The following is a 16362-nucleotide window of genomic DNA, read 5'->3' on the forward strand; positions in this document are numbered from 1 at the left end:
TTATCAAAAAAATCAGTCATGAAGAAATATACCATATACATCCTGTTTATTGCAATTGCATTTACTGCATGCAAAAAAAGCGGACTCGACCGTTTCCCCCAAACGGCTATCTCACCAAATCTTTTCTTTAATACAGAAAATGACCTGTCATTATACGTTAACGGCCTGCTGTCAATGCCCGACAGGTATAGCTACCTGAATGATCAAAGTAGTGATAATGTTGCAACTACCGCTAACGTAGAAGTGAAGAATGTAATGGCCGGCAGCGCCAATTCACAAAATATCACCTCGGGTTGGGACTGGAGCCGGTTACGCGATGTGAATTACTTTTTAGAAAACTATAGTAAGGCAAAAGTTAGTGCCGACATAAAAAATCATTATGCCGGACTGGCCAGGTATTATCGTGCCTTATTTTATATGGATAAAGTTAAACGCTTTTCGGATGTGCCCTGGTACTCTGGGACTTTGAGCCCGGGCGATAAAGCTTTATACAAGGCACGCGACCCAAGGGCGTCGGTTATGGATAGCGTGATGGCCGACCTTGATTTTGCCTATCAGCACGTAAGGGAAAGCGTTCCCGCAGGTACACCCGGGAAATGGGCGGTAGCTGCATTTTATACCCGCACGGTGCTTTATGAAGGTACTTACCGTAAATATCATCCCGAATTAAATTTAGGGGGCAGTGCAAATACTTTTCTTCAAACCGCCGTTAAAATAGCCGGTGATATAATGACCTCGGGTAATTTCGCAGTTTACAATACCGGGAAACCCGACCAGGATTATGCAACTTTATTCAACAGCCAGGATCTGACTGCAAATAAGGAGGTTATTTTGGCCAATATTTTTGACTACGGTAAGAAACGGAGCGAGAATGTAAATGGGGTGGTTTTTGGCGACTATGAGCAGGCCCCTGCTAAAGACCTGATCCAAACCTACCTGATGAAAGACGGCAGCCGTTTTGCCGACCAGCCAAACCACGACAAAATGAGTTTTGTACAGGAGTTCCAGAACCGCGACCCCCGGCTTGCTCAAACCATAGCATACCCGGGATGGATCAGGGTACCGGATACAAAGCCGTATATCCAGAGTTTAAACAAAAACTTTACAGGCTACCACCAATTAAAAGGGTACATAAACAGCACCGATGCCAGTACCGTAAATGGCGTTGATTTCCCTGTATACCGCTATGCTGAAGTGTTGCTAAGCTATGCAGAGGCACTTGCCGAACTGGGTACCTTAACGCAACCCCAGCTTGATGCTTCGGTGAACCTTCTCAGGAGACGGGCAGGTTTGCCTGATCTTAATATGGCACTGGCAAATTCAGCTCCCGACGCATTATTACAACAACAATTTCCTAACATTGCGTCGAACGCCGGGGTGATATTAGAGATAAGAAGAGAGCGCAGGGTGGAGTTTGCGTTTGAAAATACCAGGTATGACGACCTGATGCGGTGGAAGGCTGGGAAGCTGTTAGCAAAAAGTCCGGAAGGGATGTATTTCGCAGGTTTAGGAAAATATGATCTAACCGGCGATGGTGTAGAGGATATTATTTTGATAGACGCATCTTCAACCATACCGGCAGAAGATCAAAAGGAAAAGAACTCATTGGGGGTGCCGTTAATTTATTACCGCACAGGCACAATCGGTTCTGATGCTACTGTATATTTAAAAAATGTTAATGCCGGTAGTTTCATCGTAACCGAATCAGTAACCCGCGATTTCCAGGAACCTAAATATTATTATCGCCCTATACCACAGCAGCAGGTAATATTGAACCAGGCCCTTAAACAAATATTCGGCTGGTAACGGGAAGTAAAACAGTTCTTATTTGATAATGAAAAATGAAACGATGAAACTAAACAGGAGATCTTTATTAAAAGCAGCGGGACTGGCCACCGGCGTGATGGTAACCGGTGGGCTGCCCGCCCTGGCTTCCATAAATAACGGTGAAGGAAAAAAAGGTAAAAAGTTAGCGCTCACTGTGGCACATATTACCGATGTGCACATCAGGGAGGGGGATAACGCGCCGGAAAGGTTTAAAAGTTGCTTAACACACATTATAACAAAACATAAGCCTGATTTCTTCTTAAACGGGGGCGATTCTATTAATGATGCATCTTATGATAATGTAAAGCACGACCTGGTTATACAGCAATGGCGTATCTGGGATGAATGCACGGCGTTGCTTGATAAATATGAAGTACACAGCTGCATAGGTAATCACGACCCATGGTGGAAGGCTCCTTCAAAGGAAGATGAAATGTACGGGAAAGAATATGTAGTTAAACGGCTGAAAATCCCTTACCGGTACTATAGCTTCACCAAAAAGAACTGGCATTTTATTGTGCTTGACGGGAACAACAGCAATATTTCGCTGGATCAGGAACAATACAACTGGTTACAGGGCGAACTGGAAAAAATACCGGCGTCAGCTCCTGTATTATTGATGTCGCATTATCCAATTTTAGGTACCACGCAGGTGCTGGTTGGTGGCGGCCATTCCGATTGTAAAAAGTTAAAAGACCTGTTTTACAAACACCGCGACAAAGTAAAAATTTGCTTAAGCGGGCACAACCATTTATCCGATCAAACAGAATATAATAATGTTTTATACTGCTGCAACGGGGCTATGAGTGGTTTCTGGTGGGGTAAAGGCGATGCGGAATCGGCCGGGCCGGGTTATTACCTGGAAACCCCGCCGGGTTATGCAATATTAAGTCTGTATGATGATGGAACTGTTGAAAATGAATACTTCCCGCATTCTTATTAACAAACAGGCAATATACTGGTTACTTTTACAATTTATATTTGTTCTTCAGCATCAGAAATGCTCTTTATAAGGTATAATACTCAAGGCGAAATTAAATTTGCCTTGAGTAAAGTATCGATATAAAAAGTGACTTAATATTGTAGTTATGAGAAATTGTTTTTTGGGACTTATCTGCGGCGGTCTTTTGCTACTAAGCAACCAGCTTATTGCGCAAAGGGTTCAACTTCCAAATGGCTGGTCCCTTTCACCCGCCGGAAACTCAATCCCGTTAAGCAGCGATCTGCCGCTCAATATGGCCATTGCGCCCGACGGAATCCATGCGGCAGTAACCAACAATGGTAATGGGCGCCCAACGATTGATCTGATCAATCTGCAGGAACAAAAGTTAGTGGCTACCATAAATGTAAAAGACGCCTGGCTGGGGCTTGCCTTTAGTAAAAACTATTTGTATGCCTCGGGCGGTAATGACAATATTGTCACCAGGTATCAGTTTACCGGGAAAAACCTCATCAATAAAGATACCATTGTACTTGGCCAACCCTGGCCCAAGGATAAGATAAGCCCTACAGGGCTTATTCTTGATGCAAAGCGGGATCGGCTATATGTGGTGACCAAAGAAAACAACTCCCTGTATGTATGCGATACTAAAACAATGAAAGTATTGAATAGGGTTGCATTGTCTGCCGAGGCCTATACCTGTAGCCTGAACCCTGTAAAAAGAGAGCTGTATATTTCTGCATGGGGCGGTCGTAAAGTTTGGATATATGATACCCAAAAGAACATATTAAAAGACTCTGTAAATACCGGGGAACATCCTACAGACCTCGCCGTTGACGCGAAAGGTAAGTGGCTTTATGTTGCCAACGCAAGCTCTAATTCCGTATCGGTTATTAACCTGAACACCCGCGAAGTAGCCGAAACGCTTCATACGGCATTATCGCCCGATGCACCTGTAGGCTCAGCCACTAACAGTGTTGCTTTATCTGCAGATGGAAAGATCCTTTATATTGCCAATGCAGACAATAACTACCTTGCAGAATTTGATGTATCCAACCCCGGTAATAGTCACTCCCTGGGTTTCATTCCTACAGGGTGGTATCCTACCTGTGTGCGTGTTTTGGGTAAGCAAATTCTGGTTACAAATGGAAAGGGCATGTCCTCCATGTCTAACCCATACAAGCCTGGCGATAAGCCGTCTTCTGATGATGCAAAATATAAAAAGAGTAATAATAGTGCCCAGTCACCGGTTAGCCCGATAAAATATATCGGGAGCATGTTTAAAGGCACGCTGTCGGTTATCCCTGTCCCAACTCCCGCAATCCAAAGTAACTATACCCAACAGGTTTACAAAAACACACCCTACTCTAAAGAACGTGAGCTTGCTCCCTCAGGCGAAACAGGGAACCCGGTTCCTGTTAAGGTCGGTGATGCTTCTCCAATTAAATACGTATTCTATGTATTGAAGGAGAACCGCACGTACGACCAGGTTTTGGGTGATATGCCCGAAGGTAATGGCGACAGCAGCCTTTGTCTTTTTGGGAAGAAAATAACCCCTAACGGCCATAAATTAGCGCAGGACTACGTATTGTTTGATAATTTCTATGTGGATGCTGAGGTAAGCGCAGATGGCCACAACTGGTCGATGGCTGCTTATGCTACTGATTTTGTGGAGAAGAACTGGCCTTACAATTATGCTGGCAGGGGAGGCAATTACGACTTTGACGGAAGCCGCCCGATTGCAAACCCTCCTCTAGGCTTTATATGGAATTACTGTCAGCGGGCCGGCGTTTCTTTTCGAAACTACGGGGAGTTTATGGACACGGGAAAACCCACTCTTGACCTGCTTAGGGAAGACGCACATTATTGCAAATCGTACCCGGGCTGGAACCTGGCCGTACAGGACGTATTCAGGGAAAAGATTTTTGAACATGACTTTGATTCCCTGGTAGCAAAGCAAAATGTTCCGCATTTTAACACGATCTATTTGCCAAACGACCATACCAGCGGCTCATCAAAGGGAGCCTATAGCCCTATAGCACAGGTAGCAGATAATGACCTGGCGCTCGGCAGGCTGGTGGAGCATATATCGCATAGTCCTATCTGGAAGGAATCTGTCATTTTTGTTTTGGAAGACGACGCCCAGGATGGCCCCGACCATGTAGATGCGCATCGTTCTGTTGCCTGGGTCATCAGCCCTTTTGTTAAGCGCCACAGCGTTAACCACACCATGTACTCTACCGCCGGGATGCTGCGTACGATTGAATTGATCCTGGGGCTGCCTCCGATGAGCCAGTATGATGCCGCCGCAACCCCTATGTGGAACTGCTTTCAGCCCAAACCCGATAGCACTGCCTACACAGCCCAAAATGCTATTGTTGACATAAGCCAACGTAATGCCGCCTGGAATAAGGAGGCCAAACAATCGGCACTATTTAATTTTGCCAAAGCAGATGCCGCTCCCGACAGGTTGTTGAATGAAATTATCTGGAAAGCCATAAAAGGATCCGAAAGCCGGATGCCGGAACCTCGGAGGAGCGCCTTTGTAAAATTATCACCGGTTAAGGATGACGATGACTGATTAGTTTCTTCGATTAAACGAATGCGGGTGTTTTAATACGCTGTGCGCGGGCAGGCTAGAAGCTAATATTTCATGAGCTTCGCAATATCTTGTCCATCTTCCTTCCCTTGGCCAACTCATCCACCAACTTATCCAGGTACCGGACTTGCTGAGTCAAGGGATTCTCGATTTCCTCTACACGATATCCGCAGATAACCCCGGTGATGAGCGATGCATTAGGATTTATCGAAGCCGCTTGAAAGAATGTTTCAAAAGTCGCTTTTTTTTCAATCAGATCTTTTAGTTGCTGGCTATTAAAGCCGGTTAGCCATGTTATTACCTGGTCCAACTCTTCTTTTGTTCTGCCTTTCTTCTCCACTTTTGCGATGTACAAAGGATAAACCGAGGCAAAGGTCATTTTTGCAATACGCTCGTTGTGTATGTCGGTGGTGTTCATACCTTATATTATTGACTTGATCTTCGTTAACCAAAAATACCTATAAAACATTGACAAGCAAAAACACAACGATAAGCACGTGCTTTGGCAAACGGAGCCGGCGAAATGCTGAACAGTCCTATGCAAAATTTCCGCCATGCGCCGATTTTAATTGGTCTGCTATTACCGCACAAGTTTTATCAGCGAAATACCCTGCCGGGGCAGCCGCAATTTTATTTTATACTCCCCTGTGCTGGTATTTATTTTTTTTGGGTTTTCCAGCATTTGCAATTGCCCGTCTGTTTCCAGTTCTGCTATTTGGGCGCTATCCGGATTTTGCGGCGATCCCATTTTTTTCCACGCTTCATAGGCATTGCTGTGTTCATCGTCAATCCGGTAATGGGTTAATGTTGCTGAGCGCATCGGTAAGTTTTTTATGGTGAGCTCCACCTGTTCAGCTTTTTGTTTGATATCGTCGTCATGGTAGTTCCAAATCATTATGGTTATGGACTGTTTATCAGCTGAAGCCAGTGCGCCAATATCTGATTCAGCTTTGCGAACACTTGAATCAATAACCGCTTTTGTGCTATACATCCGGTTTCCGTCAACCTTAATCCTTTGGCCTTTCATCATGCCAAGCATCCTGAACACATTAAGCACGGGTTTATCAACCCCATTGGTAGCAAGATCGCGGTAGCCGTAAAACCATGGCTGGTTCTCAAATTCAAACGACCATGAAACAGCGCCTAAAAAATTAACCTTTAGCGAATCGGCAAGCAAATATTTCCTGGCAAAAGAGGCGGCGGTATAACTGGCGTACATGGTGCCGTTGCGATAGGCATTTGCCGGATTGGTAGCCATACCGCAGGCCGCACACCCTTCCGGGTCTGATTCCCCGATAATTACAGGAAGGTACCTGGTTTCGGGATAAGATTTTACAATTTTGAAACCCGTGCTTATATCCCTTAACTGCGGTGCCATATTCATCCGGACATGACCATCGACTACCTGGGGCTGGCCTTTGGCATGAAAAGAAACCAGGTCGAGCGCTGTTCCTGTTTTGCCGGTGGCGTAGTTAACGCCATTTATACAATGTTCAATAAAGGCCCGCAGGAAACTTATTGCGCCCTGCCCCGAAGTACCCGCAACCTCAGGTCCGCCAATCTTTATAGTTGGCAATGCTCTTTTTGCGCCGTTAACGGCATAGTCATATAATTTAAAAAATTCTTCCCTGGTGCCCTGCCAATATTCAATGTTTGGTTCGTTCCAAACTTCCCAGTACCAGCTCTCAACCTCTTTTTGTCCGAACTTTTGCACAGAATGTTTTACCCACTGGTACACCAGTTCCTCCCATTTGTGATAGTCCTTTGGAGGATAAGCCCACCCGGTTGAAAGCTTATTTGCAGTACCCGGCTGCCAATGATGCTGATAGGGCTCAGGGTGAGTTGAAAGGGCCTCGGGCATAAACCCGATTTGGGCATAAGGTTTCATGCCGCGTTTGATATAGGTATTAAAAATACTGTCAATAATTTGCCAGTTATATACCGGGTTCCCCTTTTCATCTTCTGTATAGGCGTTGGTCGAACCCCACTTTAAAGCCGGCGTGCCATCGCCGGTCGTAAGCAGGTTATGCACCCGCATATAAACAGGTACCGGGCTTAATGACGCCAGTTCGCTAAGCAATTTCCGGCCATCTTTCATATAAGTATAGTTCGGCTCATCATGACCGAACCAGGCCCAGAACGGGTACATAACACCAGTTCCATTTTTTAAGTCGACTGTGATGTTGGCAGCTTGCTGCACCGTTTTTTGTGCGAAACCGTTATTGTAGATTGTTATTATAAGCAACAAAATTATGCAAGTATGCTGAATGCTGTTTTTCATGGTCGTTAAATAACATGTATTATCGCGGTTGATATACCTGTAAATATACCTGCGTCACTGCGTATTTACTTACGGTTCGTCTAAAAAAAAAGTAAATCTTTAAAAAACAAAAAAGCCTCAAATCTTGCGACTGAAGGCTTTCCATTTTAATAGTGGCCGAAAAATAAAAGATTTTGGACCAATTTGTGGAAGATTTTGCCAAATAAACGGAACAATCACATTACGCCATACCGCTAAATAAATGTTATTCGGGTAATTGCCCGGTTAACAGTCGGTTTAGTTTATTAAACATCATAATCCAGCCAGCGTAAGCACCTGTTTTCCTCGCTTCGGCTTCAGAAACAGCTTCATGGATTGTTGCCTTTGTTTGACTACCTATTGATTCAAACGTCACAGTGGTCATGATTTCGCCAAGCCATTGCGCCGACAAATTATCTGCCACGTCACCATTTTCATTAGTAATCCGTATCGTGAACGCCAGCTTTTCGGGTGGCAATATTTCAACGTAAGTACCCATTACCCAAGCGCCTCCATGCAGGGGATGATGAATGTAGTAATGGAACCGGCCGCCTTGTTTTACTTCGATAGACTTGTATGCTATGGTACATCCATCAGGAGCATACCAATGCTTGAGTTTTTCAGGGTCGGTCCATGCATCAAAAACCTCACCGATGGGGGCATCAAATAAGTGGGTTATTAAAAGTTCTTTGTCTTTTGATTTCATATTTATAGTTTTTTTGTTCCCGCTAAAAATTTATCCAGTTTCTCAAAGCGTTGACCCCACAGCTTGCGGGATTGGTTAACCCAATCAACCACCTCATCTAATTGATCCAGCCGGGCTTCGCAAAATTGTTCCCGGCCTTTCTGAGTAAGCGTGATCATGCCGCATTCGTTCAGAACTTTAAGATGCTTGGCAATCCCTTGCCTGGTAATTCCCGAATCTTCTACAATTTGACCAATATTTAAAGCCCCTCCCGATAGCTTTTGAATAATCATTCTCCGGATAGGGTCGGCAATTGCCTGATAAACGTCTCGTCTTTCAATCATAATACAACCATTTGGTTGCCAAATATAAATACAACCATTTGGTTGTGCAAGTTTTTTATTTTTTTGAGACGTAAACTATTGCCAAACTTTAACTAAAAACAGGCCAACTTTTGTAATGATATCCCCTTGGCTTTATATTCCCGATAAAGCTCATCTAACTAATCCTTTTGGGGGGCATTGTATGATAGGTCAAGGCCCGGAACCCATTGCCTTCAGCAGGTACGCCGGAATCTTCTGCAAGCGCTTTACGTCGCCCGGACACTACGTCTCCGGCGAGGCAAATACTAACAACGTTTTATCACGATATAAAATAGCCGATGCTCATGCCTAATAAATCATTAAAAGTTTTTACTTTGGCATATTGATGATGACGCCTTGTCGCTATTTACTAACTGTACTGCTTGTTTTGGTCTGCACAATTGCTTACGGCCAACAGGATCTCGATTTTACAATAACTGCGAGCTTGTTAACGGGCAAAAAGGTATTAAAGGTAAAGCGCGATTTTTCCGATCCTTATGCATGGGTGCTCACCTCAAACAATGGCGTGTATCGCGTAAACAGCCTAACTTTAACAATAGATGATTATACCGCTAAATTTTCTGCATATAGTAACCTTCACTTTATTGATATAGCAGGCCTCGACCAGGATGAGGTTTTCATTGCCGCTAATTCAACCAATGTAATTGAATATAAAAATGGCGCACTAAAAAAGATCGGGTCGTCTGATGGGCTCGCAGGCGCGGTAAATTCAATTGGGGTCTCCAATTTTGACGGTGTTACCGGCCGCGGCAAACTGCTTATAGGTACCGCTACAGGCCGGGGGGTATTTGATCCGGCAACAGGACAGCTTAATTATTTCAGCAACCCGAATATAACGGATATAAAAATATTTGAAACCACTTACAGGACCCTGGTATATAGAGAAAACGTCTATGACCCGCCCGATCCGCAACAATATCCGATAATTATTTCGGGGTATCAAAATGCACAGGAAGCTTATATCTACCAGTTTAACGAGAGCGGGCCTAATGTAACAACTGTATATGTTACCTTGCAAGCCGTGACTGCTATCCCGGGTTATGGCTCTGATATTTTTTGGGGCAACGAAAAAGGAATGTTCCAGGAGGCGGTTCAGAACTTTTACAATCCCAATCCGCCGTATGGGCATTACCTGGATAATACCGGCGTCAATAAAATCACGGCTATTTACGGCCTTACCAGTTTAGGCAACCCAAACTATGCCAATCCGCCATTTACCCTCACCAAAGAAAACCTGCTTATTGGTACAGCTAAGGGCTTATATTTTAGCAGCTCGATGTATGGTAATTATGACGGCAGCTCATTACGCACGTTCTCATTATTTCATTTTGACCAGCTGGGCAATGTGGCCGTTAACGATGTATGCGTAAGCGGAACCGCAAGTAATTATTTAGATACCCCAACCGGGTGTGAGGGTGGCATTTGGCTGGCCAGCGACAACGGCTTATACCTTATAAAACCCGACTACGGAAAATACTTCGACCCTAAACAGATGTTAAAGGCAGCCTCCTTTAATATTCCAAACGGCGACAACCCGGCCGAAACAACGATATGCGGTGGCAGCAGCGTTGACTTGGTTTTAAATCAATATGATGTACAGAATAACGGCATACAATGGTATAAAAACGGAAACATACTGCCCGGCGCCAACCAGGCTACGCTAAGTGTAAAAACCGCGGGCGATTATTATGCTTTGATATACGCTTCCTGCGAAAATATACATGCAGAGACCAATCACTTAAAAGTGAGTGTAACACAAGGGCCTGTTTTTAGCTTCAACTATCCTGATAAGATCCAAAATTGCAATGATGACCCGGTTACCCTTAAAACGGATGACAAGCCCGGCTACAGTTACCGCTGGTACACAAACGGAGTTTTAAATGGCGAAACGTCTCCTGCTTTTACAGTTACCCAAACCGGTAAATATAAAGTGGAAGTGAGTGCCTGTACGGATAGCTGGGTGCCTTCAAAAGAAATTGAGGTAGATCTTGTAAATCTGCCGGTTCCTGTAATTAACGCCGATAAAGCGAAATATTGTACAGGTGAAAACGCGATATTGACAGTTAACACACCCACAGACCCGGGTTATGAAATCAATTGGTTTAGCGATGGCAATGAGCTAACCGCGGACAAGAATAAAACCAGCATAACCGCAACCATTAATGGGAAATACACGGTAACTATCAGCAGCAAAATCGCAGCGTGTACAGCAACATCAAACCAGCAGCAAATAACATTTACACCCGCACCCGTTTTTACTTTTAACTACCCGGATGCCTTAAGATATTGTGACGGAACGCCACTTACCCTTACAGCCGAAGGCAGCGCTGCCTATCAATACCGCTGGTATAAGGATGATGCGCTAACCGGCGACCTAACCCCGTCCTTAGCAATAACCCGGGCAGGGAAATATAAAATCGAAGTAAGCTCCTGCGATGGTTCGTGGGTGCCATCCAAAGTGGTGTCGGTGGATTTTGTAAGCTTACCTGCGCCCGTTATCACCCTGGATAAACCGTTCTATTGTATAGGCGACAATGCTACCTTATCGGTACCTGTACCTGCCGACCCCGGTTATACTATAAAATGGTTCAAGGACAACGTATTATTGCCGGCTGCCAACAATACAACTTCGTTACCGGCAAGTATTGCCGGCGACTATACTGTTTCGATAGTAAGTAACCACCCAAATAGCGATGGGACGACTTGCTCGCAAACCTCCGCAGCTCAATCGATCAGCTTTAACCCGCCACCGACTATCAGCATCCAAAAAATAATAAAGACCACGTTATGCGACGGACAAACCGTCGATTTAAAGGTCAGCTACAATAACGGCACGGTAAAATGGTCCACCGGTGATACGAATGACCAAATAACTGTGAGCAGTCCGGGCACTTATAGAGCAACCGTTACCTCATCTGCAGGATGTCTCGCCGATGCAAGCGTAGATGTGCTTTTTTTTTCAAACCCGGTATTAAACATTGCCAATGCCGGACTGTGTGAGGCGTCGCATAAAACAGTAACATTAACAGCTCCGGCAGGGTTACAAACCTACGTGTGGAATGGACAGTCGGGCGGCGAAACCTTTACGGCAGACCACGCGCAAACCGTGACTTTAACGGTAACAGATGCAAATGGCTGCCAGGCTACACAACAGATCCAGGTTTCCGATGAATGCCCTGAAGTGAAAATACCCAATACTTTTACGCCTAATAATGACGGTATTAACGATACCTGGGAGATCTCCGGGTTAGCATATGTCCCAACCGCTGTCGTAAAAGTATTTACCAGGTACGGGCAGGAAATATATGAGAGCAGGGGTTACGGAAAACCCTGGAACGGTGAATACCGGGGCCAGAAGCTAGCCGCCGGGGTGTATTATTATATTATCACCATTAAAAATGGAAAGCAAACCTTTAGCGGCCCGGTTACAATTATTTATTAGAATAGTATTGCCCATTTTACGAATACTTATAACTGAAACGTAAAGCTTTAATTTATCGGAACGCATATTCAAACACCTTTAATTTTCACTTATCCCAACCATATCAAAATGCGATCCCACGCCAAACCTGGTTGTGTGAATAAAACTTGCGGTAAGAATGGAGCCATTATCCGGATTTTTTTTCGAAAAAAGCTTTTGTCCCCGCAGGGTTTCCGGTAGGTGACCCTTCCCTGCATGTATTTAAATGAATCAACCGAATATGGCTGCTGATTTGGGATCGGACAGTATTGCCGGCTGTTTGAAATTTGTAACTTCGAATCGTTGTGTTGCAGATTGCATCTACAATAAAACAAAAAAGCCTCAAATCTTTCGACTTGAGGCTTTTGACTTAAACTGTAGCGGGGAGCAGGATCGAACTGCCGTCCGCTTTATAGCGGATATGAATTCTACGCTCTAATCATCTGAGTTACCAAATTTTTGACGAATAATTTCCCGGGCAAATTTTCTGCCATTGGCCGATTTTAATTGGTTCTCTCTTATGATCGCTTCTTTTTTGGTTTGAAATTCTTCAGTATGCGCTATCACCCATGGGCGATATTTGATGGTGTGGCCTTTTGTGGCTAATTCATTATGTGATAAGAAACGGTTTGGCAAATCCGAAGTATAACCGATGTAGATTTGATTGAATTTATCAGAATATAAAATGTATACTGTAAACATATCCAAACTAAATAAAAAGAAAATGGCTCTTATCTGCCAAGATAAGAGCCTTATTTTCAATATAGCGGGGAGCGGCAAAAGTTCTAACTTTTATTCTGATATAGAGGCAGTAATGGATGCCAAGAGCATTGATCAATATAACTTTTCTTCCAGCAAATCCTTCCAAATAATTAAGCCTTTGTCGTCGGAGTAATCGTGCACGATGCGGCTGAAGTTTTCGGGGTTCGTTTCAAGATATTGCTGCCTACCTTTCAATCTTATTTGTCCAAGCAACGCATCTATTCGCTTTATACCCCGCTCCAATTCGTAAACAGATTTTTCAATATGCCATATGTAGGTTGCCTCTTCAGTATCTAATGTTTCCCAAACCAAATGATATTGATTAGTACCGGCGAGTAAAAAAACAAAAGAAAAAGGCTCCAACACGAAACGAAGTTTCAATATGGTTCGTTCATGTTTTTGGGAAAGGTAACGGAGCTGACGATGGTGCTTATATTGTTTAAGCGCCAGAATATTTTCTAATAAGTCATCTTCATTTGTATAGATTAATTGTTCGCTGCCACTTTGCAATTGCCCGGCATCCAATAGGTTTTCTTCACCTGTTGGAACAGCTTTAATGATTTCTTTATTTAAGAAGCGGAACTTTACACTTTCAATGACCTCGCGGTTTATCTTATCAAGATCATTTGAGGTAGCTGATTTATATACCAGCCTGTTATGTTGGAACGTGGCCCGGATGTTGATCAATACTGTTGGGCTTTTAAGAAACCGGATAAAATAAGGTTTAAGTACGATAAACTCTGGCCTGACATTTAAATTCTCTATTTCAAATTCAACTTCTTTTCCATTAAATTCAGCAACGGCATGTTTAAAAGCGATGCTACCAAATCTAAATTCCAGTTGTTCGATGGGCACTTCAATTTTCTCATTTATTTGACCGCTTACTGTTTCACTTTCATCTATCGGATTTGTTAGGCCACTTTGATCGAGCTTTTTATAATACTGGTTCCTCTTTTGAAACAGTCTTTCCAGGTAGGTAATCTTGTGGTCGCGATAATCGTAAATTACAGGTGACACTTCTGATCGTTGCACTCTGCCGATATACTGAATGAGCTTACCCTCAAAAGCGAATGGATAAACTAAGAACAAGTATTCTATGTTTTGAAAATCAGTTCCTTCACCAAAATACTGGCCCGTTGTAATCAGCACCTGAAAGTCGCCTTTATTTATGGTTGCCCATTTAGACTTTTTACTTAAGTCAGAATCTTCGCCACTTAATGCAATGGTATCGTAATGCCGTTTTAAATATTGTTGTAGAGAAGTGATATGCTCTTTCCGCTCTGTGATGATAACCGCTTTCTTACCGGTATTTAGCTGTGAAACCACATCATTTAAAATAAGTTGATTCCTTGCTGAATCATGGATCAAAATCTTAAAAAGTGTTTCGAACTTGTCTGTTTTGGTGTTGAAGGGAACAAACAGGTCGGTATCCCTAATAACGATTTGTGTACCTGTTTGAGTTTGTGCATCTAGTGCTTTAAGCTCATGGATAATTTCGCCCAAATGAATAAATATTAACTTGCCATCGTTGTACTTTCTAAATGGTGTAGCGGTAAGTCCGTACATATAGTAACTATTCAGTTTCCCGATAACGCGCTGGTAAGTTTCTGCAGGTACGTGGTGACATTCGTCAACAATAACGGTACCAAAAGCATTTATTAGTTCTGTGGATTCCGTAGATTCCAAAGCTTTTTCCATACTTTGGATCATTGCTACAGTAATGTGTTTACCGGGCTTGTTCTTTCCTTGCCCGATACGTCCAATATCCTTCTTAGGAATCCCCAGGAACGATTCTATACGTTCCATCCATTGATCTGCCAGTTGCTTGCGGTGAACTAAAATGAGGGCTGGTTGCTGCTTGTCTTTTATAACAGCCAAACTCAATACCGTTTTACCAGAGCCAGGCGGAGCCACAATAATTCCAAAATCTTTTTTTATAGCTGCTTGCTGCGCGGGTAATTGATATTCCCTTAATGCAATAGAGCCTTTGAAATTGATTAACTCTGCTTTCTTTCTTTGATCTTCGAGCACATATTCAATTTGCGGCTCTTTACAAAACCGTAATAACCTACCAATAAATCCACGAGGAACTGAAATAGAGTCCGGTGTTTCGTGCAGCAATTTAAAGTAACGTTTCACGCCAAAGGTATTTTTATTGATATTCTTTTTTACCTGGTATTCATTGTTGGCGAAGTTTAATTCTTCCTTTAAAAAACTAACAAGTGAAACAGGCAATCCTATGCGGCTAATATGAATTTCGTTGTTTAAGATAATTTCTAACTTATCCGTTATAAGCCGTTCTTTTTGAAATAATCCAGTTGAAAATTCGTTGTGATCAGTTTGTTCTTTGTATATGTAATTGAGCTGGTTTATCGTAATCCGCTTAATCGTTTTTAAAAACACCCACTGGTCATCAAAGGGCTGCAAAGTATCGGGATCAATGAAACAGCTATTGCCATTATTTAAGCTCGTTTTGTTTAAGGGTAAAGCAATGAGATTCCCCAAGCCTTTTTTTGAATGGTAGTCTTGATTGGGGAAAAGCCGGTCAAAGCTTGAGTTTTTATCAAACACTGAAATCAAACCTGCTTTCTGTAGCAAAGCCATCATGATCTTTCTGCTTCTGAATGCTTCATAAGGCTCTTCAAAAAATATCCATACGTGACCACCTTTGCCGGAACTGGAGCGCTCTAAGTAGGCGGGGATATCATATTCCTCGCAAATTTTAATAAATGCCCGGCATTCCTCAATCCAATCTGCTTCGTCAAAATCTGCTGCAATGAACCAGGATGTGTTATCCTGTAATAAAGGGTAGAGACCTAATACCTGCTCACCTTTGAGATGTTTAATTAAATGGTCATCTGTTAAGGGTTGGTATGTTTTATCAGTGAAGGTTTGAAAAGTGCCACCTTTCATTTGATGCAGTCGATATCGGTGAGGGTCAAAACTGTAAGCCGGCATATAACTGCTTTTGCCACTTTTCTCCCATCTTAATGCAAATACATCTTCTCTCCCTTTGAATAGGGATTTGTATAGATTTAATCGGTCATCTTTCATTTAAGGTAGAAACTTTAGCCTGTTTCAAATTTAGGAAACAAACTATCCCTTTTATAATTGATTTAATTTGCCATGACTTGGTTAGTATCCAGCTTTCTTTATTACAGCCTCTATTTTTGTACTTTTGCGATTGAACCATAATTCTTTCCATAATGCTCATTAACCAATCTGTCATAGCTGATATTCAAGCCATTATTCATGATGCTAAAGACAAGGCGATTAGGTTGGTTGACCATGAGCGTACATTAATGTATTGGCAAATAGGGCAACGCATTTTCGAGGAGGAACAACAAGGGAAAGACCGGGCGGATTATGGCAATTACCTCACTAAATTTATTGCTGATCAATTAGAG

The 16362-nt window shown here is 43.0% G+C and carries 11 protein-coding genes; 5 read left to right on the forward strand and 6 right to left on the reverse strand.

The genetic code is table 11. The annotated features are described in order from the left end of the window. Window positions 1-18 precede the first annotated feature (18 nt). The 3 genes from Q0R52_RS18410 (at window position 19) to Q0R52_RS18420 (ending at window position 5348) form a co-directional block, all read left to right on the forward strand. Window positions 19-1806, forward strand: a complete 1788-nt coding sequence (locus Q0R52_RS18410; protein WP_295796859.1) for a RagB/SusD family nutrient uptake outer membrane protein — start codon at window positions 19-21, stop codon at window positions 1804-1806. Window positions 1807-1834: 28 nt separating this feature from the next. After that, window positions 1835-2770 carry a metallophosphoesterase gene (locus Q0R52_RS18415; RefSeq protein WP_295796861.1) on the forward strand — a complete coding sequence of 312 codons (936 nt, stop codon included), beginning with the start codon at window positions 1835-1837 and terminating at the stop codon, window positions 2768-2770. A 145-nt stretch (window positions 2771-2915) separates the two neighbouring features. After that, the gene (locus Q0R52_RS18420; protein ID WP_295796862.1) at window positions 2916-5348 is read left to right on the forward strand and encodes a bifunctional YncE family protein/alkaline phosphatase family protein; all 2433 of its coding nucleotides are present in this window, start codon (window positions 2916-2918) and stop codon (window positions 5346-5348) included. Window positions 5349-5418: 70 nt separating this feature from the next. Here the strand turns inward: Q0R52_RS18420 and Q0R52_RS18425 are convergent, their stop codons facing one another. From Q0R52_RS18425 to Q0R52_RS18440, 4 genes are all read right to left on the reverse strand, one after another. Then, window positions 5419-5784 carry a DUF2200 domain-containing protein gene (locus Q0R52_RS18425; RefSeq protein ID WP_295796864.1) on the reverse strand — a complete coding sequence of 122 codons (366 nt, stop codon included), beginning with the start codon at window positions 5782-5784 and terminating at the stop codon, window positions 5419-5421. A gap of 162 nt (window positions 5785-5946) precedes the next feature. Continuing rightward, window positions 5947-7647, reverse strand: a complete 1701-nt coding sequence (locus Q0R52_RS18430) for a beta-xylosidase (protein WP_295796866.1) — start codon at window positions 7645-7647, stop codon at window positions 5947-5949. A 244-nt stretch (window positions 7648-7891) separates the two neighbouring features. After that, on the reverse strand, window positions 7892-8371 hold the full coding sequence (locus tag Q0R52_RS18435; protein ID WP_295796868.1) for an SRPBCC domain-containing protein: 480 nt from the start codon (window positions 8369-8371) through the stop codon (window positions 7892-7894). 2 nt (window positions 8372-8373) lie between these two features. Continuing rightward, entirely contained in the window at window positions 8374-8694 is a 321-nt protein-coding gene (locus Q0R52_RS18440) for a metalloregulator ArsR/SmtB family transcription factor (protein ID WP_295796870.1), read from the reverse strand. 364 nt (window positions 8695-9058) lie between these two features. On the opposite strand from Q0R52_RS18440, the gene Q0R52_RS18445 reads away from it, so the two are divergent. Next, window positions 9059-12175, forward strand: a complete 3117-nt coding sequence (locus tag Q0R52_RS18445) for a gliding motility-associated C-terminal domain-containing protein (protein ID WP_295796873.1) — start codon at window positions 9059-9061, stop codon at window positions 12173-12175. Window positions 12176-12628: 453 nt separating this feature from the next. Here the strand turns inward: Q0R52_RS18445 and Q0R52_RS18450 are convergent, their stop codons facing one another. Then, on the reverse strand, window positions 12629-12895 hold the full coding sequence (locus tag Q0R52_RS18450) for a GIY-YIG nuclease family protein (protein WP_295796875.1): 267 nt from the start codon (window positions 12893-12895) through the stop codon (window positions 12629-12631). A gap of 132 nt (window positions 12896-13027) precedes the next feature. Beyond that, the gene (locus Q0R52_RS18455; protein ID WP_295796877.1) at window positions 13028-16009 is read right to left on the reverse strand and encodes a DEAD/DEAH box helicase; all 2982 of its coding nucleotides are present in this window, start codon (window positions 16007-16009) and stop codon (window positions 13028-13030) included. Window positions 16010-16161: 152 nt separating this feature from the next. On the opposite strand from Q0R52_RS18455, the gene Q0R52_RS18460 reads away from it, so the two are divergent. After that, window positions 16162-16362 (forward strand): DUF1016 N-terminal domain-containing protein (locus tag Q0R52_RS18460; RefSeq protein WP_295796879.1); only part of this gene is annotated, 201 nt, incomplete at its 3' end.

The organism is Mucilaginibacter sp., assembly GCF_025359345.1.
Classification (GTDB): Bacteria; Bacteroidota; Bacteroidia; order Sphingobacteriales; family Sphingobacteriaceae; genus Mucilaginibacter.

Excerpts from the sequence above, each read along its gene's own strand:
- Q0R52_RS18410 (WP_295796859.1), top strand. The coding sequence starts at position 19 with ATGAAGAAATATACCATATACATCCTGTTTATTGCAATTGCATTTACT.
- Q0R52_RS18415 (WP_295796861.1), top strand. The coding sequence starts at position 1,835 with ATGAAAAATGAAACGATGAAACTAAACAGGAGATCTTTATTAAAAGCA.
- Q0R52_RS18420 (WP_295796862.1), top strand. The coding sequence starts at position 2,916 with ATGAGAAATTGTTTTTTGGGACTTATCTGCGGCGGTCTTTTGCTACTA.
- Q0R52_RS18425 (WP_295796864.1), bottom strand. The coding sequence starts at position 5,784 with ATGAACACCACCGACATACACAACGAGCGTATTGCAAAAATGACCTTT.
- Q0R52_RS18430 (WP_295796866.1), bottom strand. The coding sequence starts at position 7,647 with ATGAAAAACAGCATTCAGCATACTTGCATAATTTTGTTGCTTATAATA.
- Q0R52_RS18435 (WP_295796868.1), bottom strand. The coding sequence starts at position 8,371 with ATGAAATCAAAAGACAAAGAACTTTTAATAACCCACTTATTTGATGCC.
- Q0R52_RS18440 (WP_295796870.1), bottom strand. The coding sequence starts at position 8,694 with ATGATTGAAAGACGAGACGTTTATCAGGCAATTGCCGACCCTATCCGG.
- Q0R52_RS18445 (WP_295796873.1), top strand. The coding sequence starts at position 9,059 with ATGATGACGCCTTGTCGCTATTTACTAACTGTACTGCTTGTTTTGGTC.
- Q0R52_RS18450 (WP_295796875.1), bottom strand. The coding sequence starts at position 12,895 with ATGTTTACAGTATACATTTTATATTCTGATAAATTCAATCAAATCTAC.
- Q0R52_RS18455 (WP_295796877.1), bottom strand. The coding sequence starts at position 16,009 with ATGAAAGATGACCGATTAAATCTATACAAATCCCTATTCAAAGGGAGA.